At 39.9% G+C, this 22,800-nt stretch carries 13 protein-coding genes and 2 pseudogenes; 14 read left to right on the plus strand and 1 reads right to left on the minus strand.

What is annotated here, in order from left to right; genetic code table 11:
- Positions 1-4: 4 nt before the first annotated feature.
- The 11 genes and pseudogenes from JCM9152_RS04995 to JCM9152_RS05045 all read left to right on the plus strand — a co-directional run bounded on the left by JCM9152_RS04995 (position 5) and on the right by JCM9152_RS05045 (position 16,426).
- On the plus strand, positions 5-2,053 hold the full coding sequence (locus JCM9152_RS04995; protein ID WP_035341615.1) for an alpha-glucuronidase family glycosyl hydrolase: 2,049 nt from the start codon (positions 5-7) through the stop codon (positions 2,051-2,053).
- Between the two features lie 176 nt (positions 2,054-2,229).
- Positions 2,230-3,168: an AraC family transcriptional regulator gene (locus JCM9152_RS05000; RefSeq protein ID WP_052015600.1), complete on the plus strand. Its 939-nt coding sequence runs from the start codon at positions 2,230-2,232 to the stop codon at positions 3,166-3,168.
- A gap of 289 nt (positions 3,169-3,457) precedes the next feature.
- Positions 3,458-4,414: an ABC transporter permease gene (locus JCM9152_RS05005; RefSeq protein ID WP_035341617.1), complete on the plus strand. Its 957-nt coding sequence runs from the start codon at positions 3,458-3,460 to the stop codon at positions 4,412-4,414.
- Positions 4,415-4,426: 12 nt separating this feature from the next.
- Positions 4,427-5,284 carry a carbohydrate ABC transporter permease gene (locus tag JCM9152_RS05010; protein WP_035341619.1) on the plus strand — a complete coding sequence of 286 codons (858 nt, stop codon included), beginning with the start codon at positions 4,427-4,429 and terminating at the stop codon, positions 5,282-5,284.
- A 58-nt stretch (positions 5,285-5,342) separates the two neighbouring features.
- Positions 5,343-6,890 carry an extracellular solute-binding protein gene (locus JCM9152_RS05015; protein WP_035341621.1) on the plus strand — a complete coding sequence of 516 codons (1,548 nt, stop codon included), beginning with the start codon at positions 5,343-5,345 and terminating at the stop codon, positions 6,888-6,890.
- Positions 6,891-7,022: 132 nt separating this feature from the next.
- A complete protein-coding gene (locus JCM9152_RS23940; protein ID WP_081727896.1) occupies positions 7,023-9,695 on the plus strand; it encodes a family 43 glycosylhydrolase in 2,673 nt (890 codons plus the stop codon).
- Positions 9,696-10,409: an SDR family oxidoreductase gene (locus tag JCM9152_RS05025; protein ID WP_035341623.1), complete on the plus strand. Its 714-nt coding sequence runs from the start codon at positions 9,696-9,698 to the stop codon at positions 10,407-10,409.
- Between the two features lie 33 nt (positions 10,410-10,442).
- Positions 10,443-12,554: pseudogene (locus JCM9152_RS05030) on the plus strand (glycoside hydrolase family 52 protein).
- Positions 12,555-12,710: 156 nt separating this feature from the next.
- The gene (locus JCM9152_RS05035; protein WP_035341625.1) at positions 12,711-13,109 is read left to right on the plus strand and encodes a VOC family protein; all 399 of its coding nucleotides are present in this window, start codon (positions 12,711-12,713) and stop codon (positions 13,107-13,109) included.
- Positions 13,110-13,515: 406 nt separating this feature from the next.
- Entirely contained in the window at positions 13,516-16,200 is a 2,685-nt protein-coding gene (locus JCM9152_RS05040) for a lipocalin-like domain-containing protein (RefSeq protein ID WP_148296435.1), read from the plus strand.
- The gene (locus JCM9152_RS05045) at positions 16,187-16,426 is read left to right on the plus strand and encodes an LPxTATN C-terminal sorting signal domain (protein WP_035341627.1); all 240 of its coding nucleotides are present in this window, start codon (positions 16,187-16,189) and stop codon (positions 16,424-16,426) included. The genes JCM9152_RS05040 and JCM9152_RS05045 overlap by 14 nt, the downstream gene beginning before the upstream one ends.
- 380 nt (positions 16,427-16,806) lie before the next feature.
- On the opposite strand, the gene JCM9152_RS05050 is transcribed toward JCM9152_RS05045, so the two are convergent.
- Complete coding sequence (locus JCM9152_RS05050; protein WP_035341629.1) at positions 16,807-18,339, minus strand: FAD-dependent oxidoreductase; 1,533 nt, start codon at positions 18,337-18,339, stop codon at positions 16,807-16,809.
- 386 nt (positions 18,340-18,725) lie between these two features.
- On the opposite strand from JCM9152_RS05050, the gene JCM9152_RS05055 reads away from it, so the two are divergent.
- The 3 genes and pseudogenes from JCM9152_RS05055 to JCM9152_RS05065 all read left to right on the plus strand — a co-directional run bounded on the left by JCM9152_RS05055 (position 18,726) and on the right by JCM9152_RS05065 (position 22,588).
- Complete coding sequence (locus JCM9152_RS05055) at positions 18,726-20,294, plus strand: spore germination protein (protein ID WP_035341631.1); 1,569 nt, start codon at positions 18,726-18,728, stop codon at positions 20,292-20,294.
- Positions 20,295-20,323: 29 nt separating this feature from the next.
- Positions 20,324-21,426, plus strand: a pseudogene (locus JCM9152_RS05060) (spore germination protein).
- Positions 21,410-22,588 carry a Ger(x)C family spore germination protein gene (locus tag JCM9152_RS05065; RefSeq protein ID WP_035341633.1) on the plus strand — a complete coding sequence of 393 codons (1,179 nt, stop codon included), beginning with the start codon at positions 21,410-21,412 and terminating at the stop codon, positions 22,586-22,588. The pseudogene JCM9152_RS05060 and the gene JCM9152_RS05065 overlap by 17 nt, the downstream one beginning before the upstream one ends.
- Positions 22,589-22,800 lie beyond the last annotated feature (212 nt).

Here is a 22,800-nt window from a genome sequence, read left to right on the forward strand (position 1 = left end):
AATAATGAACTCAGCAAGCTATAAAAGTTGGCTACAATATGACGCGATCAAGGATGTAAAAAAGCAAGATAAGTTGGCAGAGTGGTGTCAGAATATTGCTTTATACGATCAGTCGCTGCAAGTGAAATCAGCGAAAGAAGAGCTAGTACGAGGTTTAACATCGATTGTCGGTATTAAACCGCAAATATCTAATTCTGTGAATCATGCTATTGTACTATCAACTCGTGAAACGCTTCCAAAGGAGGCTATTCACATTGAGGCGCAACGGTTAGAGGATCTAAATGATGAAGGGTTTATCATTGAAAGTGATCTACAAACAAAATCTGTTTATTTAGTTGGGAACAGTCCAACTGGAGTGCTGTATGCCGTGTTTCGTTTTTTACGAGATATTCAACGTGATCAGGAAATTCATTCATTCAATGTCATCGACCGTCCACGAAATCAAATTCGAATGATGAATCAATGGGATAATATGGATGGTAGTATTGAACGAGGCTATGCAGGTCAGTCGATCTTTTATAAAGATAACGAATTTCGAAAAGATTTAGAGCGGGTTAAGGACTATGCTAGATTACTTGCTTCTGTAGGGATTAACGCCATTTCAATCAATAATGTGAATGTGTTTGAAGTGGAAACCCATTTAATTACGAAGCGATTCCTACCAGACGTTGCTGAGGTAGCAGATGTGTTTCGTGCATATGGTATAAAGACATTTTTAAGCATTAATTATGCAAGTCCCATTCAAATTGGTAATCTCGCAACTGCTGATCCGTTAGATGAACAAGTAAAAGCTTGGTGGAAGGCTAAAGCGCAGGAAATTTATGATTTCATACCGGACTTTGGAGGGTTTGTCGTTAAAGCTGATTCAGAGCATCGTCCAGGGCCGTTCTCCTATGGACGTGATCATGCAGATGGCTCGAATATGTTAGCGGAAGCGTTAGAGCCGTTTAATGGGATCGTTATATGGCGCTGCTTCGTATACAATTGCTTGCAAGATTGGCGTGATCGAAAGACAGATCGAGCACGAGCAGCGTATGATCACTTCAAGAAGCTAGATGGACAGTTCCGTGAGAATGTCGTCTTGCAAATTAAAAATGGTCCGATGGATTTCCAAGTGAGAGAGCCTGTATCTCCTTTATTCGGTGCAATGGAGCAAACAAATCAAGTGTTAGAATTTCAAGTGACACAAGAATATACAGGACAGCAAAAGGACTTATGTTATCTTGTACCGCTATGGAAAGAAGTACTCGACTTTAACACATTTGCTAATGGAGGAAATGCATCTGTTAAATCGATTATAGACGGCTCGCTGTATGACAATAAGTATAGTGGAATTGCCGCTGTATCCAACATTGGTGATGATGAAAATTGGACGGGACATACGTTAGCACAAGCGAATTTATATGGATATGGGCGATTAATCTGGGATCCAGAGCTCTCCTCTGAACAAATTGCCGACGAATGGATCAGACTCACGTTTGGAGAAGATCGTCAAGTGAATGATTCCGTTTATCCAATGCTGTTACATTCGTGGTCGATCTATGAAAATTATACAGCACCGCTCGGAATTGGTTGGATGGTAAATCCAAATCATCACTATGGTCCAAATATTGATGGCTATGAATATTCCGTTTGGGGAACGTACCATTTTGCTGATTGGCAAGGTATCGGTGTCGACCGCACAGTGAAGAGTGGAACAGGCTATGCTGGACAATATTTTTCACCGAACGCGAAAATGTATGAGTCGATTGAGTCTTGTCCAGATGAATTGATTCTCTTTTTCCACCATGTCCCATATACACATCGACTGAAATCTGGCGAGACGGTTATACAGCACATTTATAACACTCATTTTAAAGGGGTGGAGCAAGTGGAGGAGTTGATCTCGACTTGGGAAAAGGTGAAAGGAAGGATAGATGGAGAGCGCTATCATAATGTTCGTGAAAGACTTGATATGCAGCTTTCAAATGCCAAGGAATGGCGTGATATGGTGAATACGTACTTCTATCGGAAATCAGGTATTACTGATGAGAAGAAACGGACGATTTATTAATCGTTTTATGTAAAAGAGTTAATGGACCAACATGCTATGATGAATGTATAAAATAGAATTGCATACCGTTAATGATCATCCAACTAAAAATGAGCAAAGTTAAACAATTCTAATGTTATGTTGCCGTATGAACAGAGGTTGTTGTTGGAGTTGATTAAAAGGGGGTATAGCTAGCTATGAATTTTACGTTTGAAGATAAGGGGATTTCAGGAAATCATAAGATTACAGAGCCTTATTCGATCAAGGAGTATATTTATCCGGATATTAAAACAGGGTTTGAGCTATATGGAATGCATGTAAGAGAAGTGAATCAAATGTGGAGCTACCCTAAGCATGAGCACCCAATGTATGAAATTAATCTAGTAACAGAAGGGCACCAAACGTTTATCGTAAATGGTAAAACGTATGAACAGTATGCCGGTGATATTGTTCTTTGTCGTCCGGGGGAGTCTCATTCTAGTAAAGGTGGAAGTAGTGAAACATTTACGTATTTTTGCCTACACTTTACAATTGATGATAAGCTCTTTCTTCCGTATTTAAAAGATTCCTGTGAACTATTTTATCCTGCTAAGTCTTTATTAGCCCGTAGAATTTACCCTTTTTTAGAACGGTTAATCAATTTATCGAATAAATCTGACTTTGGGTTGGCAGAAACAATGCATATGCATTCCATTATGTTTGAGCTTTTAGCTGCGCTTGTCGGTGGATTGCAAAACAAACCGGTCAAAAAAGAAAAAGTATCAGAACGAGCTGCGCAATTAGCTTATCGAATTGCACAAGAAATTGAAAAACTAGTTGTACACCCTTTTTCCGATGAGGATCATGCGAGAATGGGAATTGATCAAATTGCGACAGAGCTTAATATTAGCTGCTCCTATTGTCATCGAATATTTAAATCGGTCTATAATATGTCACCACGTCAGTATTTATCGTTTAAAAAATTAAATGAATCAAAGAAGAACCTTCTCGAAAGGGAGGATTCCATTGAGGTAGTGGCAGAGAAAATGGGTTATTATGATGTGGCTCATTTTAGCCGTCAATTCAAAAGGTGGACAGGATTAACGCCGAGTCAATTTAGAAAGAATTTAATTGTTTCTCAAGAACAAGTTCAGTAATGGATAAAATAAGCCCCCTATTTTGTAAAAATAGGGGCTTATTATGCAGGATATAAAAAGTCTAGCATCTGATTGTAGTAAGATCTGCCCATATTTTATCAAGAAGACTGTGATTCGTATAATGCTGTCATGATTTGTGTAGATTTGGGTAAATCGTTTTGCAGAAAGGTACATAGACGGTGGGTTTATTGCCTTGTTACAATGAAATGAACAAGTGACTTAGCCTTACTACAAGAAAATAAAAGCCTCAGTCGTTAGTAGGATATAGAATTTGGGGGTGTTCATTGACATGAATGTAAACGTTATCAAAACAAAATGTGACAAAATTAACGTTAAATTGACAAATGGCCGATTTAAAAATATTTGGAAGTATCGCTGGCTTTATGCATTTATGCTTCCAGGTGTTTTGTTTTTCCTAACGTTCCGGTATGCCCCAATGTGGGGACTCGTAATGGCCTTCCAAGATTATCGCCCTCACTTAGGCATTTTTGGAAGTGAGTGGGTTTGGTTAAAGCACTTCGAGCGTTTTTTTACTTTACCTGACTTTTGGATGTTATTTCGGAACACTTTGTTGCTGGCGCTGTACGATTTAATTATTTTCTTTCCTCTGACAATCCTTTTAGCGCTTATGTTAAATGAAATAACGAGAGAGTGGTTTAAGAAGAGTGTACAAACAATTGTCTATATTCCGTACTTCCTTTCATGGGTTGTTATCGTTGGGATTACGCACATATTACTTTCAACAGAAGGCGGGATTGTTCAACATTTCTTATTCAATTCGTTTGGAGTAAGTATTGATTTCTTAACAAGTATCGATTGGTTCCGACCACTTATTGTCATGCAAATGGTTTGGAAGGATGCAGGTTGGGGGACGATCATTTTTTTGGCGGCGCTTACAGGAGTGAATCCAGCACTGTATGAAGCAGCTAGATTAGATGGAGCAAATCGACTTCGATTAATTTGGCATATTACGTTACCATCCATTCGAAATATTATTATCATTTTACTAATATTACGGTTAGGGAATTTCCTTGATCTCGGTTTTGAGCAAATCTTCTTAATGGTTAACTCATTAAATCGAGAAGTAGGGGAAGTCTTTGATACGTATGTTTATCGAGTCGGACTCGTGCAAGGGCAATTTAGTTACAGTGCGGCGGTTGGGTTATTTAAAGCAGCTGTAGGCCTCGTGTTAGTTGTGGGGGCGAACTGGATTGCGAAGAAATTCGGCGAAGAAGGTATTTATTAGGAGGTGTCTCTCATGAAGCATAAACCAAAAGTGTCAGAGCGAATATTTGATGGTCTCAACTATGTGTTTCTTGCTATGTTTTCAATCGTTTGTATTGGGCCATTTATATATGTTGTGATCGCTTCCTTTTCCTCTAGCAACAGTGTGATTCCATCTGGTTTTACATTTGATGCATATAAGTATATCTTTTCAACAGCTACGTTTGTTAGAAGTTTAGGAGTTTCGACGTATATTACGTTGCTCGGAACATTCTTAAGTATTTTAGTAACAACGTTAATGGCATATGCTCTCTCATTTAAAGGCTTGCCAGGACGAAAATGGCTCATGCTCGCAGTTATTTTTACGATGTTATTTAACGGAGGAATGATCCCGACGTATATCGTTGTCAGAAGTCTTGGGTTAATTGATACGTATTGGGCTTTAATGCTTCCCAATTTAATTATGGCATTCTACTTAATTATTATGAGGGGCTTCTTTCAAAATATTCCTGGTGAAATTATTGAGTCAGCTAAAATTGACGGAGCTAACGACTTGTCAATTTTAATTAGAATTGTTTTGCCACTTTCGATGCCAGTTATTGCAGCTATCTCCTTATTTTACGCAGTGGGTATTTGGAATCAATATTTCGGAGCGGTTATGTATATGAACTCTCCAGAGAAATGGCCGGTTCAAGTCGTCTTAAGGCAAGTGGTTATTCTGGCAAGTGGAAATATTGGAACAGAAAGTGCGATGGATGCTGATTCTTCCTTCATTGGTCAATCGTTGAAAATGGCTGTAGTCGTCGTTTCGATTGTGCCGATCCTGTTAGTTTATCCATTTATTCAAAAGCATTTTGCAAAAGGAATGCTCTTAGGTTCGATAAAAGGATAATCCATTTTTATCAATGATTTATCATTTTATAAATACAAACATACATGGAGGGGTAGTCATGAAAAGAAAGATCTTTATTAAACCGTTTCTAATGTTGTTGCTTATGTTCACCGTGCTCGTATTTGCCGCTTGTAGTAATGGAGAGGATGCGAATGGGACAGATGAGCCAAGTGATCCATCAGATGATAACGCAGTAGAATCAGATGAGCCTTTAGAAATTTCGATGGGCTTGAACTTTGATGGAACAGAAGCTCCAGAGAGTGGAAATGAAGTAGAGCGTTTAATTGAAGAATATACAAATACACAACTAGACATTACACATATGGTAAGTGCAAATTTCTGTGAACGATTACCTGTATTAATTGCTTCCGGTGATTTGCCAGATGTCATACCGAGTTGTGGAGCACCGAATCAACCATATTTGCTAAGTGCGATGCAAGATGGGGTGTTTTGGGAAATTGGACAATATCTCGATCAATTTCCGAATTTAGCGTCAATGACTGATATTGTGTATAGCAATGTAGAAGTAAATGGAGAATTATATGGTATTCCAAGATATCGTCCGTTATCTCGCTTTGTAACTGTTTATCGTAAGGATTGGTTAGACAATCTAGGAATTGATGAGCCAACGAATTTTGAAGAGTTTTATGCAGCACTTGAAGCAGTTACGAACGATGATCCGAATAACTCAGGGTCAGATGATACGAGAGGGTATACGAGTGTTGCCTTGCCTGGAGATTTTGGCTTAGATTTTGGTTTAGCGTTTGGTGCGCCGAATAACTGGGATGTTGATGAAGAAGGTAACTTTACGGCTGACCATGAAACAGAAGAATATTTAGAAGGGTTAAAGTTTTCACGTCAAATGTATGAAGATGGGTATGTAAATAGTGATATTGTGGCGCCAGATCGTTCGACGAGGGAGGCAGATTTTGAAAATGGAGTTACAGGTTTCTTCGCTGCGGCAACAAATAACGTCGTGTCGCTTGAAAGCCGGTTATTAAATAATTTCCCAGATGCGGAGCTGGGGGTTTATAGCGCTCTTGAAGGGGTAGATGGAGAAAGAAGGTTAGAGGGTGCAATGGGTTCTAATGGAATTCTTATGTTCCCGAAAAGCTCTGTTGAAACAGAAGAGCACTTGCTACAGTTATTAGGCTTCTTTGAAACGTTAAATGACCAAGAAATGGTTGATTTACTCGGTTGGGGTATTGAAGGCACTCATTATGAGATGGTGGATGGTCAGCCGCAATACATTGATTATGATGTGTATATGAATGATGTAGGTTTCCCTTACCGCTTTCCGTTAGTAACTGCTCCAATTGATGATGTCATGACGCAAGGTCAATTGTCAGAGCTTGAAGAGCGTGTTCGGGAAATTGAAGTAGAGAATGATGAATTTGCTGTTATGGATCCAGCTATTAACTTAATTTCTGATACACGAAATGAGCTTGGTGCTGATTTAGATCAATTAATTAATGATGCGAAGTACCGCTTCGTAACAGGTGCAATTGATGAAGATGGCTGGTGGGCTGAAGTTGATACGTGGAGAAGTCGAGGTGGAGATACGATTCGAACTGAATTAGAAGAGTTGTACGCAGAGCGTCAATAGAACGTTCAATGGACAATCAAAGACCTGGTCAGTGAATTTCATTTGGTCAGGTTTTCTTTTTACCTTTTAAAACTAGAATATATTACCTTTTCATGTACAAATTAGATAATATTTTTAAAAGTAGGTGTAAATATGAAAGAAATATCAAATCCGATATTAAAAGGGTTTAATCCCGATCCGTCTATCATAAGAGTTGGGGAAGACTATTATATTGCAACATCAACCTTTGAATGGTTTCCTGGGGTGCAGATTCACCATTCACGAGATTTAGTAAATTGGGATGTCATTACCCACCCTGTTAGTGAAAAGCAGATTGATATGATAGGTAATCCAGACTCCGGTGGAGTGTGGGCACCTTGCTTGAGCTACGATAATGGCGTCTATTATTTAGTATATACAAATGTTATTCATCATATGGGACCTTTTAAGGATACACACAACTATTTGATTACAGCTACTAATATAATGGGGCCGTGGTCAGAGCCGATTTATTTAAACAGCAGTGGGTTTGATCCATCATTGTTTCATGATGATGACGGGAAGAAATGGATGTTAAATATGATTTGGGATCATCGTAAAAATAAGAATTCGTTTGCAGGGATTGTTATGCAAGAATACTCAGAGAGAGAAAAGAGCTTAGTAGGTCCGATCTATAACATCTTTAAAGGTACTGAGCTTGGACTGACGGAAGGACCACACATTTATAAGCATAATGGCTACTATTATTTAATGACAGCAGAAGGGGGAACGAGATGGAATCATGCGATTACCGTTGCTCGTTCGACTCAGTTAACAGGTCCTTATGAAGTAGACCCTCAAGGTCCGATGCTGACATCCGCTCATAAGCCTGAGCTAGAGCTACAAAAGGCAGGTCATGGTAGTCTTGTAACAACTCCTAATGATGAGCTCTATCTTGTTCACTTATGCGGACGACCTGTAAAGCCATCAGGGAACTGTATTCTCGGTCGGGAAACGGCGATCCAATTGTGTGAATGGACAGAAGACGGTTGGCTTCGACTAGTTAATGGTGGCAATGATCCTCAAGTTACAATTGCTGCTCCTTCTTTACCTGAATATCGATTTCATTCAATAGCGGGGCGTGTTGATTTTTCTGTGGACCGACTGCCGATTGAATTTCAATCATTACGAGAGCCACAACATGAAGGTTGGCTATCCTTGAAGGATAGACCAGGATTTCTCCGTTTGAAAGGAAGGGAGTCGTTATCCTCAACACAGCGCCAAAGCTTAATTGCGAGAAGACAACAAGCGTTTTCGATAGAGGTAAAAACGGTCATAGAGTATAATCCAGAAAGCTTTCAACAAATGGCGGGACTCATCTATTATTACAATACGAGAAACTATCATTATGTATTTGTTAGTTATGATGATGAATTTGGGAAATATGTAGGGGTGATGTCGAGAAATCGTGGAGTCTATGAAGAGCTTATACAAAATTGGATCTCGATAGAAGAAGGCAAGAGAATTTATTTAAAGGCAGATATTCATCATACTGAGCTGCAATTTTTTGTTTCGACAGACGGTGATCAGTGGATCGAAGCAGGACCTACATTAGATGCAAGTGTTATTTCTGATGAAAATGCAGAACTGGTGAAGGATGGAGTGGCTCTTGATCAAGGATTTACAGGAGCATTTGTCGGACTGTGTGCTCAAGATTTAAGTGGGCGCAAAAAACATGCTGATTTTGGTTATTTTCAATACGATGAACGTAGGGGGGGAGTATGGATCATGAGTGGAAAAATGAAAGCAGCGGTTTTAAATAAGCCACTAGATATTGAAATAAAAGAGAGAGACATTCCTACGATCGATGAGCATGAAATATTAGTAAAAGTCTATTGTATAGGTGTTTGTGGCTCGGATGTTCACTATTATGAGCACGGAAAAATTGGACGTTACGTCGTGAAGGAGCCGATTATTTTAGGGCATGAGTTATCTGGGGATGTTGTATCGGTAGGAGCGGCCGTTGATCATCTTTCAGTTGGTGATCGTGTCGCAATTGAGCCAGGTGTGACGTGCGGGACATGCCAATATTGCAAATCTGGACGTTATAACCTATGTCCTGATGTCGTCTTCATGGCAACACCTCCTGTAGATGGGGCTTGGGCTGACTATGTCAAAATTCGAGCAGATTTTGCCTTTAGATTACCTGATTCAATGAGCTATGAAGAGGGAGCGTTATTAGAGCCACTATCGGTTGGGTATCATTCGATGGTACGTGGTAGTGTTCAGCCTTCTGATCGAGTCTTTATAAGTGGTTTAGGGCCAATAGGCTTACTGGCTGTGCAAGCAGCAAAATTATTTGGTGTGACTGAAATATATGCAAGTGACATTGCCCCATTTCGGAGGCAGCTAGCTGAAGAACTTGGTATTACAGCCGTTCTAAATCCGTTAGAAGGAGATGTCAATCAACAACTTAACGACTTAACTAATGGGAACGGGATTGATGTCGTGATTGAAACATCAGGTAATGCCAAGGCAATCGGTGACACGGTTCGTGTTGTGAAACGAGGTGGACGGATTGTGTTAGTCGGCATGCCGGTTCAAGATGAGATCCCATTGAATGTCAATCAGCTTATTGATGCCGAATTAAATGTTCATGGAGTATTTCGCTATGTGAATACGTACACTGCGGCAATACAGTCGTTATCAAACTCGGACCTGTCGATTCATAAAATCATCACTCATAAATATGCGCTTAAAGATATTAAGGAAGCGGTCGAAATGGCTAGAACAGAAAAGGCTACGAGTATTAAAATTATGATTTATCCAGATGAGGAGAAGATGTGAATGGTAAATGTACATCAAACAGTCTTTATCACAGGTGGAGCGAGAGGTCTAGGGTTGGAGTTATCAAAGAAGTATTTAGAGGAAGGATTTCGTGTCTTTGCTGGAATTCGTCAGTCTACTCGAATGACCGATCAATTAGAAAATCTCTACCCTAAACAATATAAAGTGATTCAAGTTGATGTTTCCGATGATCAATCTGTGAAGGCAGCTGCGATCAAAGTAAAAAAACAGATAGAGCAGTTAGATATTGTGATTAATAATGCGGCTGTCCGCTTTAAAGAAACGCTATTCCCTTTACCGGAAATAGATATCAATACGTCAATAAAGGCATTTAACATTAATACACTTGGTCCTTTAAGAGTTGCGAAGTATTTTGCTGATTTGATTAAGAAAGGGGAGGTGAAGGTTTGGGTTAATATCTCTTCAGAAGCGGGGAGTATTGCGAATTGTCAACGAAAAAGTGAGTTTGATTATTGTATGTCAAAGGCTGCCCTTAATATGCAAAGTGCGCTCCTACAAAACGAATGGAAGGAAGATCAAGTGAAGGTATTGGCGATTCATCCAGGATGGATGAAAACGGATATGGGTGGAGAGCGGGCACCTTTAAGTCCGAGGGAATCGGCACAGTCAATTTATAAAACAATTAATCAAAACAAAGGTAAGATTGAAGAGTCAATCTTTATTGACTATGAGGGTATACCTTACCCATGGTAACTTTTTAATTTGTAGCGGATGGAGTGATTACGGATGAGAGAGAATCTATTTTACAATGCACACCACTCACCAATTGGAGCGTTTGCTAGTTTTACTCTTGGCTTTAAAGGGGCGAAAGGTGGATTAGGGCTGGAGCTTGATAAGCCGGCAAATGAAAATGTGTATATAGGATTAGAAAGTAGAGAAACGGGTTATTATGAAGCATTGCCGTTCTTTGGGGATAATGCGGAGGATTTAGCTAGATTTGCGCTGGGAAACGATGAAACTATCGGAGGAGATCAACTAATTCGTCATTTTGCTGATGATGAGATTAAGAGAGAGCTCAAGCTTGGCACGGATACGTGGAAAGCTTGAGATTTACAATTTACGATTTATAATCCAGTTCGATCGGTGCCTGATCCAAGAGAAGCATCAGCAGATGAGTTGAAAGACGCTATTTTGCCAGCGGTTTTCGTCAAGATGACGATTGATAATACGAGTAGTGACAAGGAAAGAAGAGCTTTCTTTGGTTATCAAGGAAACGACTCGTATACGGCAATGCGCCGATTAGAGGATACGAATGATGGTGAATTTGTTGGTGTTGGTCAAGGGAGACAGACGGCGATCGTGTCGAAAGGGGAAGGCATTTGGGCTGGACAAGCCTTTTCGATTGAGAAACTTTTGACGATTGAGCACGATGTGAATTACGGCTTTGGTTTAGGGCGTGTTGGTGGATTGTTAATGAGTGTACCTCCGCGAACGAAGCAGGAATACACGTTTGTCGTGAGCTTTTATAAAGGTGATTGGGTGACAACAGGAATTGACACGCGCTATATGTATACTCGCTTTTTTTCCTCTATTGAAGAGGTTTCATCATATGCCCTGTCACATTTTGATAGGCTCACATCAATATGTGAAGAAAGGAATCCGTTGATTGAAAAGGAACACCTTTCTGATGAACAACAATTTATGCTTGCTCATGCGATAAAAAGCTACTATGGGAACACCCAGCTTTTAGACGATCGTCAAGGGAATGCAATATGGGTTGTGAATGAAGGCGAGTATCGCATGATGAATACATTTGATTTAACCGTCGATCAATTGTTCTTTGAATTGAAAATGAATCCTTGGACCGTGAGAAATGAACTAGAGCTGTTTGTAGATCGTTATAGTTATTATGATGACGTGAAATTTCCAAATGGGGAAGAACGTTATTCTGGTGGAATTAGCTTCACCCATGATATGGGGGTGGCCAATTCGTTTTCAAGGCCGGGACATTCATCTTATGAAATAGCGGGCATTGATGGTTGTTTTTCATATATGACACATGAACAATTGATTAATTTTCTCTGCTGTATGACGGTGTACGTGGAGCAGACAGGAGATGAGGTATTTCTTGAGAAGCATAAAGGCTTAATAAAGGAAGCTTTTACGAGTATGCTTAACCGTGATCATCCGGATCCGCATAAGCGAAATGGAATTATGGGTTTGGATAGCTCAAGAACAGCAGAGGGTGCCGAAATTACGACATATGATAGTCTAGATGTTTCGCTAGGGCAAGCTCGAAATAACAGCTATATTGCTTCTAAATGCTGGGGGATGTATGTCACACTAGAGAAGCTATTTAAGCAACTCGGTGAGCGTGACTTATCTGAACAAGCGCAAATTCAAGCGAAGAAGTGTGCAACAATGCTAACCAATCAAATGACTGATGAAGGCTATATTCCTGGAGTCATTTTAGAGGGGAATGAATCGAGGATTATTCCTGCTATTGAAGGATTGGTTTTTCCATATTTTACTGGCTGTGAACAGGCTCTTAGTCATGAAGGACCATATGCTTATTACATCAAAGCACTTATCAAACATATTCAAACGGTGTTAAAGCCTGACGTATGTTTGTTTGAAGACGGTGGTTGGAAGTTATCATCGACAAGTGACAATTCATGGTTAAGCAAAATTTACCTGTGCCAATTTATTTATCGTCACATTCTCGGTCAAGAGTGGGGTGAAGCAGGTCATGCAGCGGATCGAGCACATGTGAAATGGCTGAGGCATCCTGAATTATCTTACTGGAGCTGGAGTGATCAAATCATTGCGGGGGAGATAGCGGCAAGTCGCTATTATCCACGTGGAGTGACGAGTATTTTATGGTTGCTTGAGGAATAGAAATGGCTGAGGCTAAGAATCGCTAATCGGTCTGGAAGGGAGTTGGGGAAGTTTGATTTCTAACTTTTTCGGTGCTTTCGGTTTTTGATCTTTTTTTGTGCTCGAAATTAATTGTATAATTAAAGATATGAACATTGTATAGAAAGGATGAAGAAGTTGATTCGAATTAAACAGCTTCATCACGTTAGCCTTGTATGTCGTGACTTACAGCGATCCGTGGCATTCTATCGTGATTTGATCGGCTTGGAACAAATAGAACGTCCTGATTTTGACTTTGAGGGGGCTTGGTTTGCAATAGGTTCAGGTCAGCTACACCTCATTATTGATGAGAACCGTATCCCGAAGAACCCTAAAGAACCTCATTCGCGAAACCCCCACTTTGCTATCCGTGTAGGAGATTATCATGAAACGGTAAAGTGGTTGAAAGAGAATGAGATTGAGATTATGGAGAAGCCTTATAGTAAAAGTGGTTTCGCACAAATCTTCTGTCAAGATCCAGATGGGTACTTGATTGAATTACATGTACCACAAGAGGAATTTCGAAAATCGTTATAATCGTTAGCGCTTGGAGACCACATCATGGCATCCGAGCGCTTCTTTTTGCTATTGTTCTTTCTCTTAAACGCAATTAAGAAAAGCCGTTGCGTGTTTTTCTTTTTCCACATGGAACGTCATTCCGTTAATACGCAAAAAGCGAAACGTAAAAATGAAAATTAGGAAAAAGGTATGAGTAAGAATGGAAAACAGACTCTTGAGATTCTAATTGAATTATAGTAATGTTAATTTTGAAGTGAATATTTCATTTATTTATTAATATTAATAAATGTACATCTTATTAATGGAGGTGTGAATAAATTAAATTATTGTAAGCGTTTGCTTTTTGGTGGCCAAAAGCAAAGATGTTAGAAACAACATGATAAGGCTCCGATGAATAAGCATATTATGGAGAGGAGTTATAAAATTGAAACGAAAAAATGCCAAAAAAAGTGTTCTTTTTATATTAATGTTTTTGTTAATTATTCCTGCTCATTCATTTGCAAATGATTTAAATAGGGAGGAGGGAAAGGCGATTCCACAATTTAGAGAGGCGTCTGCGCATGATCCATCGATTATTAAGGTAGGGGATATGTATTATGCATTTGGGACTCACATTGATGCTGCTAAATCACCTGATTTAATTAGTTGGGAAAATTTCACAAATGGATATACGACACCGAATAATACGTTATTTGGCGATTTGTCAGAGAACTTAGCCGGTTCATTCGAATGGGCTGGAGAAGATGATGCGGATAGTGCTGGTGGCTTTGCTGTATGGGCGCCAGAGGTAATTTGGAATGAGCATTATGTTCATGAAGACGGTTCGACGGGTGCTTATATGATGTATTATAGTGCGTCCTCTACTTATATTCGCTCAGCAATTGGTTATGCAGTAGCGAAGGATATTGAAGGGCCTTATGAGTATGTTGATACGATCATGTATTCCGGATTTTTTGATCATGAAGCTTATGATAATAATAGTTCGGTCAATAAGGAATGGACAAATACGAATATACCCGATTTGATCGAGCAAGGTGTTTTCAATGAGAAAAACGAGGACTGGTTTACCGAAGATGGACGTTATAATTATAACCTGTATACAAACGCGATTGATGCGAATCTCTTTTTTGATGAGGACGGAAGGCTTTGGATGACTTATGGATCTTGGGCTGGAGGTATCTTCATTTTAGAAGTGGACAAGCAAACGGGGCAGCCGATTTACCCTGGTGAAGATGGCGTGACTGAAGATGGTCGGATGATTGACCGTTACTTTGGAACGAAAATCTCCGGTGGGTATGGTCGTTCAGGTGAAGGGCCTTATGCTGTGTATGATGAAGAGACAGGTTACTACTTTTTATATGTAACATATGGCTGGCTTGGAGCGGATGGTGGATATCATATGCGCCAGTTTAGAGCAGAAAGTCCAGAAGGTCCGTATGTAGATGCTGCTGGAGTGAAGGCGGTATTACCAGATGAATTAGATGATGGAGTACCAGCTAATAGAGGGGGATCATTTGAGCACGCAGCTCATGGAAATAAATTAACTGGGAACTTTTTATTTAAACGTGATCTAGGTGAGCCTGGAACAGGGATTGGTGTCGGTTATATGTCACCTGGACATAATTCTTATTATATTGATAATGAAACGGGAAAAGAATTTAACGTGTTTCATGCGCGTTTTCCTGAGGCAGGCGAGATGCATCAAATACGTGTGCATCAAATGGTGAAAAATAGTGAGCAATGGCCAGTCATTACGCCACATCGTTATGCAGGTGAGTCAATTGAGGCGGTGACTTCTAATGAGGTGTCAGGAGCTTACAAATATATTAATCACGGTAAAGATATTTCAGCCGAATTAGTAGAGTCGACCTGGGTGAATCTTGAAGAGGATGGTACGATAACGGGTGCTGTTGAAGGAACATGGGAGCTTTATGACGACTATCGTGTCTCGTTAACGATCGAAGGAGAAGGTTCCAGCTTCGATGGTGTCTTCCTTGAACAATGGGATGCAGTTTCAGAAAGCTGGGTTATGACGTTTAGTGCGTTATCTTCAGAAGGAGTGACTGTTTGGGGAAGTAAAGCAGAGAGTGGCTCTGATGAGGAAGTGATATCTTCCATTAAAGAGGAACTCAACGTACTCATTCCGCAAACGGTCATCAGTCATTTATCATTGCCGACAGAAGCGGTTCGTGGTGCACAAATCGAATGGGCTTCATCAAATGAAGAGATTATTTCAACTGAGGGCTATGTGAATCGACCAGAAGTAGGCGATGAGCCAGTTGAATTAACCGCGACGATTTCATTAAATGATGAGATCGCTCAATGGAGCTCGACGGTGACGGTTTTGGCTGAAACAGAAGGGCGATTAGCGGCCTACTATGATTTTGATGGTCAATTAAGTGACTTAACTGGCAACTTTGAGGATGGTACGGTAACGGGAGATCGAATAAATAATGAAGGTGGTCAAATTTCGTATGAGGAAGGGATTGTAGGAGACGCCGCTTACTTTGATGGAGATTCAGGTATCCGATTGCCAAATGGGTTAATTTCAAGTAGTGCGTATTCTGTTTCCTTATGGCTAAATCCTGAAGAGTTAACGGACTTTACGACAACCTTTTTTGGTGCACGGACAGAAAATAATTGGGTGAGTCTTGTTCCACGTGGTCCAGTGGGTGGTGAAACGATGATTTGGTCGGGTAGCTCCACCTTCTATGACGCTCCGGCTGGAACAACAATTGCGACAGGTGAATGGACACATGTTACATTTACCGTTGAGGAAGGTGCGATTACGTTATACTTGAATGGAGAGTCAGTCTTTACTGGAGATGACTTCCCGAATATCTTTACTACGACAGATGCGGCTTTTGCTCTCGGTGTGAATTACTGGGATATACCTTATCAAGGGTATATGGATGAATTGATTGTTTTCGATGGTTCTGCATTAACGGCGGCAGAGGTTGAAGAGCTTTATGAAAATCCAGGTAGCTGGCGTCCGAGCGATGAAGAACCAGTAGAAGAAGATCCTAATGGTGATGGAGGAGAACCTGAAGGAAATGGTGGCGATCCTGAAGGGGAAGAGCCAAAACCAGAAGATAATGGAGAACACTAACGGGGATGGGACAGGAAATGGCGACGGTGTTTCGGATGATGATAATGATGAGAAGTTAACGAATGATGATGAAAAAGAAGAGAAATTAGGGGCAGATGGTAGTGATGGTGAACGATTACCTGAAACAGCTACAAATGCTTATAATGCGCTTCTAATCGGGGCATTGCTTCTAATCGTTGGGATGATTGTATTTATGATTAGACGAAAAGTTACGGTGAAAGAGTGATGGTCGAGGTGTTCTCTCTGCTGAGCAGAGGGAGCACCTCTTTTTAAAGGTGACGTTGGCTTTACTCGTTAAACGTTGATCTGAAAGAAAATCTCCCCTTATAACGTTGTATGAGGTTCCTCATTCCTCTATTTCGGCTTTTGTTGCTCCTTTTGGTCTTATTTAGCTCAAATAGTGGAAGGAGGATTCCTCTTTCTTCTCAGGAAGCGGAATTTCATCGATTTAGAGGAAAGAGGAATCCCTTAGTTTTTGTACGCTCCTTATAACTCTCCGATTGAAAGACAAACAAGAAACACAGAGTCATATCAACTCTGTGTTTTTCGAAGTTTCTTTTAACTTGAGTACTCGATTAAAGTTGTAAATGCGCAGCTTAGCTTTTCTTACTCTAATTTCTTTAATGGCTTTTTCGCGGGCCCTTCTAGCACATCGCCTGTATAGGAAAATCTCGATCCGTGACATGGACAGTCCCAGCTGTGCTCTCCGTCATTCCAATGAAGCTCGCAACCCATATGGGTGCACGTTGTATCGATGACATGAAGATGTCCTTGCTCATCCCGATAAGCTCCAGCTCGCTTACCTTCTACAGAAACGACAGCTCCCTCTCCTACATGAACATCCTCAGGCTGTCGGTTCACTTGATCGAGCTTGCCTTTTAAAAGTTGTTTGGCGACATCGGCATTTTGCGTCATGAATTGTCGCAAGCTAGGGTGTGAAGCAAAACGTGATGGACGGAAGAGGGATTCATAACGGTTTTCACGCTTCATAATGAGGTCTGTTAATAGAAGGGCAGCGGCTGTACCGTTTGTCATGCCCCACTTCCGGTAGCCTGTCGCAACAAAGACGTTCGGGTATCCACGGGAGATTCGCCCTATATAAGGTATCTTATCAAGTGTTGTTAAGTCTTGTGCTGACCATTTGTACGTAAGCTCAAACTCTGAAAATAATTCATACGCAAATTGCTCTAATGCTTCATAATGAAAAGCCGTATCGACTTCTTGTCCAGTTTTGTGTGATTCTCCACTAATGATCGCTAGTTTCCGATTGTCGACCGTTGTGTAGCGTAATGAACGAGTTGGTGAATCAATGCTGTAATACATTCCTTTTGGACATTCATCGTCAGGAACAAATCCCGCGATGACATACGAACGATCAGCATACATCCGTGAAAAATATAGTCCATTTCCATCAATACATGGGAAATGAGAAGCGATTATGACATTGTCAGCAGTAACTAAATGATCAGTTGTAGTGTGTACCGTTTGTTTTTGACCTTTTTTAACATCGTTCACGACGGTCTGTTCATACATATGGACACCTAGCGAACGGCACATTTCAACGAGGTGATTAATATATTCAATTGGATGGAATTGAGCTTGTTGATCCATTTTAAGTGCTGCTTTAACAGGGATGTTGTTTAATGGTAATGTGTCGAGCCATTCGCTTTTGACACCAATTTGTTTATAGGCTTCAAATTCCCTTTCGAGCTTACTGACGCCACGATTCATCGTCGTGTAGAGAATAGCATCCTCCTTTGTGAAATGGCAGCTAATCCCCTCATTTGTAATGAGATTTTCGATAAAGTGTAGAGCGTCGCTTTCAGCTTCATAATACAAACGTGCAGTGTCAACATCAAAATGTGAGCGGAATTCATCATAGATAAGTCCGTGCTGAGCGGTTATCTTTGCTGTTGTATGGCCTGTTGTTCCGTTAGCTAGCTCACTTGCTTCAAGTAAAGCGACTTTCATTCCTTCTTTCGCTAAAAGGTAAGCGCTTGTCAAACCTGTTATTCCTCCGCCTACAATGGCTACGTCGACATCGAGGTCTTCATTTAAGGAGGGGAAAGATGACATAGAGCATGATTGTTGCCAATAAGGTTCTGGTGAAAGTTGTTCAAGTGAATGAGATTTCTCCATTTATAATGACCTCCAACTAATTCTTTTGCTGTTTTACTGTTCCCCTTTATAACGTTTCCATGTATCAAACATGTGGGATCTCTTATAGATATGGATGCATGAGTTAAGGTAAGGAGTGGTGGTTGGAAAAATATATGAAGGTTAACAGGTGTTATGAATATTATGGTTAAAATGAATAGAAATACTCAGCCTAGATAAAAATAACATAAAATCTTAATGAGGGTATTCTCTTCGAACATTATAAGGTGGGATAAAATTATGAACCATATTATTCAATATCTTCCTGATTGGAAAGTGTATATGCAAGCCTTTTTTGTATTTTTAGTTCCTTATCTTATATACAAGTTATACAAGCGAAACCCTGTAACTGAGAAAGAGTAATGAATATGAGGTGGTTAACGAAAAAATCCAGACAAAAACCTGTCTCTCACATTGATCACAATCAGGAGTCTGAACCATCACAAGACTCCACTACTTATTTTTCGGGCTGTTTACAAGTAGATTTAGAACGGATTAAGCAAGAGATTGGTCATAATTTAGATGTTCATTTTCGGGAGTTTAAGCTCGGTCATACAGATATTCGGGCTGCTGTTATTTATGTGGAAGGTCTGTCAGACAAAGAACTCATTGATAAACATATTATCAATTCACTCATGCAAGGTTTTTCCGGAGAATATAAATCGGCACAATACTTAGAAGGAGACTCTGTATCAATAGATTTTATTAAAAATCATGTGCTGTCAATCAGTCAAATAAAAGAAGAACGACTAGTTAAAGAATTATTATTGGAGGTTTTAAAAGGTTGGACGGCCTTGTTGATTGATGGTTCGCCGGAAGTTTTAATTCTTGGTACATCAAAAAAGAAGTCGCGTACTATTGAAGAGCCGATTTCAGAGCCGCTCGTTAGAGGTCCAAGGGTGGGTTTCACTGAAATTTTAAGTGATAATACAGCCCTAATAAGAAGCCATGGCAAAAATGAGCATTTATCACTCGAACAGTTTTTAGTGGGAAAACGATCAAAAAAGGACCTAGTTGTTGCCTATTTTAAAGATATAGCTGACCCGAAATTAGTGGAAGAGGCTAGGAAGAGAATTAAGAAAATCGATATTGATGATGTTCTGGAATCAGGTTATGTAGAGCAGTTAATCGAAGATAATCATCTCAGTCCTTTTCCTCAAGTACAGAGTACAGAACGTCCAGACCGCGTGATCGCTGCATTGCTGGAAGGACGTGTCGCTATTTTGTTGGATGGGACACCTTTCGCCTTGATTATTCCGGTTACATTTAGCATGATGCTACAGTCACCTGAGGATTATTTTGAACGGTGGATACCTGGGACGCTCATTCGTTTATTGCGTTTTGTTGCGGCATTTATTGCGTTAATAGGACCTGCATTGTATATTTCCTTTATCTCGTTTCATCCAGGTTTGATTCCAACTAAACTAGCTACATCTATTATTGGAGCACGTGAAGCCGTCCCATACCCTTCTCTTATAGAAGCACTGTTTATGGAAGTTGCGATCGAAATTTTGCGGGAAGCAGGACTGCGTTTACCAAAACCTATTGGTCCAGCGATAGGGATTGTAGGGGGGCTAATTATTGGTGAAGCTGCCGTACAAGCAGGGATTATAAGCCCTGTTATGGTGATCATCGTTGCAATAACGGCCATTTCTTCCTTTGCAATTCCTCAGTATAATGCAGCAATAACGTTGCGCATCCTCCGCTTTGTAGCCATGTTTTGTGCTGCTGTTTATGGTTTGTATGGGCTCGTTTTATTTCTTCTCTTCCTTTGTAGTCACCTGGTGAAGCTAAAGAGTTTTGGTGTCCCTTATGTTAGTCCGGCTGTTCCTTATCAAATTAAGGATTGGAAGGATTTTATCTTTCGTATGCCGCTCCATATGATGAAACGCAGACCGAATATGATGCATACGAAAGATTCAACACGCAAAGGATAACTCCTTGGTAAAGGAAGTGATTGAAAGTGATGATCTCTAATCCGAAAGATAGAATTTCGACTGTACAAGCAGTTATCTTTATTGTTAGCTATATTATAGCAATTGGAATTCTTACCTTACCTAGAGTAACTGTGGAGGAGGCAAATTCCCCTGATGTTTGGATAACGGTTATTATAGGCGGACTGATCGCGATGATAGCAGGGATTGTATTAGGGAAGTTGTGTCAACAATTCCCTGAAAGAACCTTTTATCAATTTAGTCAGGACATTGTTGGAAAGGTGATCGGTTGGTTGCTTAGTCTCCTTATCATCTTTTACTTTTTAACGTTATCCGCTTTCGAGATTCGAGTACTTGCGGAAGTTACAGGTTTTTATTTACTGGAAGATACCCCTACATGGGCTATCATTATGCCAATGATGTGGTAGGTATCTATTTGATTTCGGGGGGGATCAATTCGATCGCTCGTCTGCTCGAAATTATTTTTCCTATTACAGTTATTATTTTTTTACTCGTTCTCTTCATGAGCTTCGAGCTATTTGAAATAAATAACTTACGTCCCGTATTAGGATTAGGTGTAATGCCTGCGTTAAAAGGAGTCAAGACAACGGCTCTTAGCTATACAGCTTTTGAAACGCTAATATTCCTTTTAGCTTTTATGAAACAACCAGATAAATCTGTACGGGTTGTACTCATTGCATCGGTTATTCCCTTAGTATTTTACGTCATCACGGTTGTAATGGTTATCGGAGCATTTTCAATCGATGGTGTAGTAACAAGTACGTGGCCAACAATTGATCTTATTCGAAGTTATGAATTTAGAGGTTTGATATTTGAAAGATTTGACTCATTGTTACTTGCGGTATGGGTGATGCAAATATTTGCTACCTTTGTCATTTGCTATTTTGCAGCTTCTTTGGGGTTAGCTCAACTCCTTAAAAAAAAGCTGCTCCCATTTACATTTGGAATCCTCCCGATTATCTATATCATTGCTATGACACCGGAAAATCTCAATGACATATTTACATTAGGAGATTGGATCGGCAATGCTGCGATGTATTTATTTGGTATCCTACCATTACTGCTTCTGATTATCACTAGATTAAGGAGGAAAAAAAATGACGCAAAATCATAAATATAGTTGCTTCTTTCTAGCTCTTGGTTCATTTTTTTTTCTAACAGGTTGTTGGAGTAGTCATGAAATTGAAGATCGGAGCTTTGGAGTAGCTGTGGCCTTTGATAAAGGTCAGAAGACGCAAATTGAAAATGAGTTAGAAGAAACGGGTGCGGGATTCCCGGAAAGGGATCTAGTCACATTGACATATCAGTTTATTAATCCATTAGATTCAGCTGAACAGAATAATGGTGATGGCCCTACTTTAAATTCCTACATTAATCTTTCTCAAACTGGTGATTCCATCCATCAAATCGTTCGTGAAATGGCACTGAGAAAGGATCGCCCTGTATTCACTCCGCACTTAAAGGTAGTAGTTATTAGTGAAGAGCTCCTAAGCACGCTCAGTTTACAACAGTTACTCGATTTTTTTCTTCATGATGATTCGTTGAGATTAAGCTCTCGTCTACTCGTTAGCAAAGGAAAAGCGAGTGATGCACTGGAAGTAACATCAGCATCGGACATTCCAGCTTTTCATCTGCATGGAATTACAGAGAATCGACATAGAACAACAAAGATTTTGCCTCCTCTCTCACTAGCAAAATTAAAGGGTAAATTGCAATCGGACTCCAGTTTTCTCATACAAAATGTAGCAACAGCAAATGAAGAAGTTAAGTTTGCAGGTGCTGCGATCATTAATGGCGAAACAAAAAAATGGCATGGATTTTTAAATGAAGAAGACGTAGAAGGGTTAACATGGTTAAAGGGAGAGGGAGAAGGAGGAGTGTTAAAAACATTCGATGAGCAGTCAGGACAGATCGTTTTATTCGAGGTGGATGTTATGAAAAGCAAAATTACCTCGAATGTCGATGAAAACAAGATCTCCTTTGATGTGAGCATCAAATCAGAAGGGAGGTTATCTGAAAATTGGGTTATTACTGACAACGCAGATGATAATGAGTTTCTAAAAAGGCTCGAAAAAGCAGGTGAAAAAGAGGTGGAGCGCTTAGTGAAGGGTGTACTGGAAAAGATGCAAAAGGAATATCAAGTCGACGTTGCTGACTTTGGGGAAGATTTACGAATCCAACACCCTAGAATATGGGAAACCGTCAAAGGGGATTGGGACCGTACGTTTAGTGACATTCCCATCACTGTTGACGTAACACTAACTATAGTTCAGTAAGGTTTAAGTAAAGTTTTACGCTAAATGAGTAAAAGAATAACGACCTTCTCGTTACAAGTTTACTGACGTTTGTGCTTTACATGCTTTATTCCATTAGGGAGTATGAGTAGAAAAAGGAAATCACTAATTTTTTGGAAATGGTTCATATTCGTTTGCATATTCTTCATTAAGAAAGGGAGGATATATAAATAAGAAGAAAAAAATAAATTGTG

The sequence above is a fragment of the Halalkalibacter hemicellulosilyticusJCM 9152 genome (assembly GCF_000513115.1).
Lineage (GTDB): Bacteria > Bacillota > Bacilli > Bacillales > Bacillaceae_D > Halalkalibacter > Halalkalibacter hemicellulosilyticus.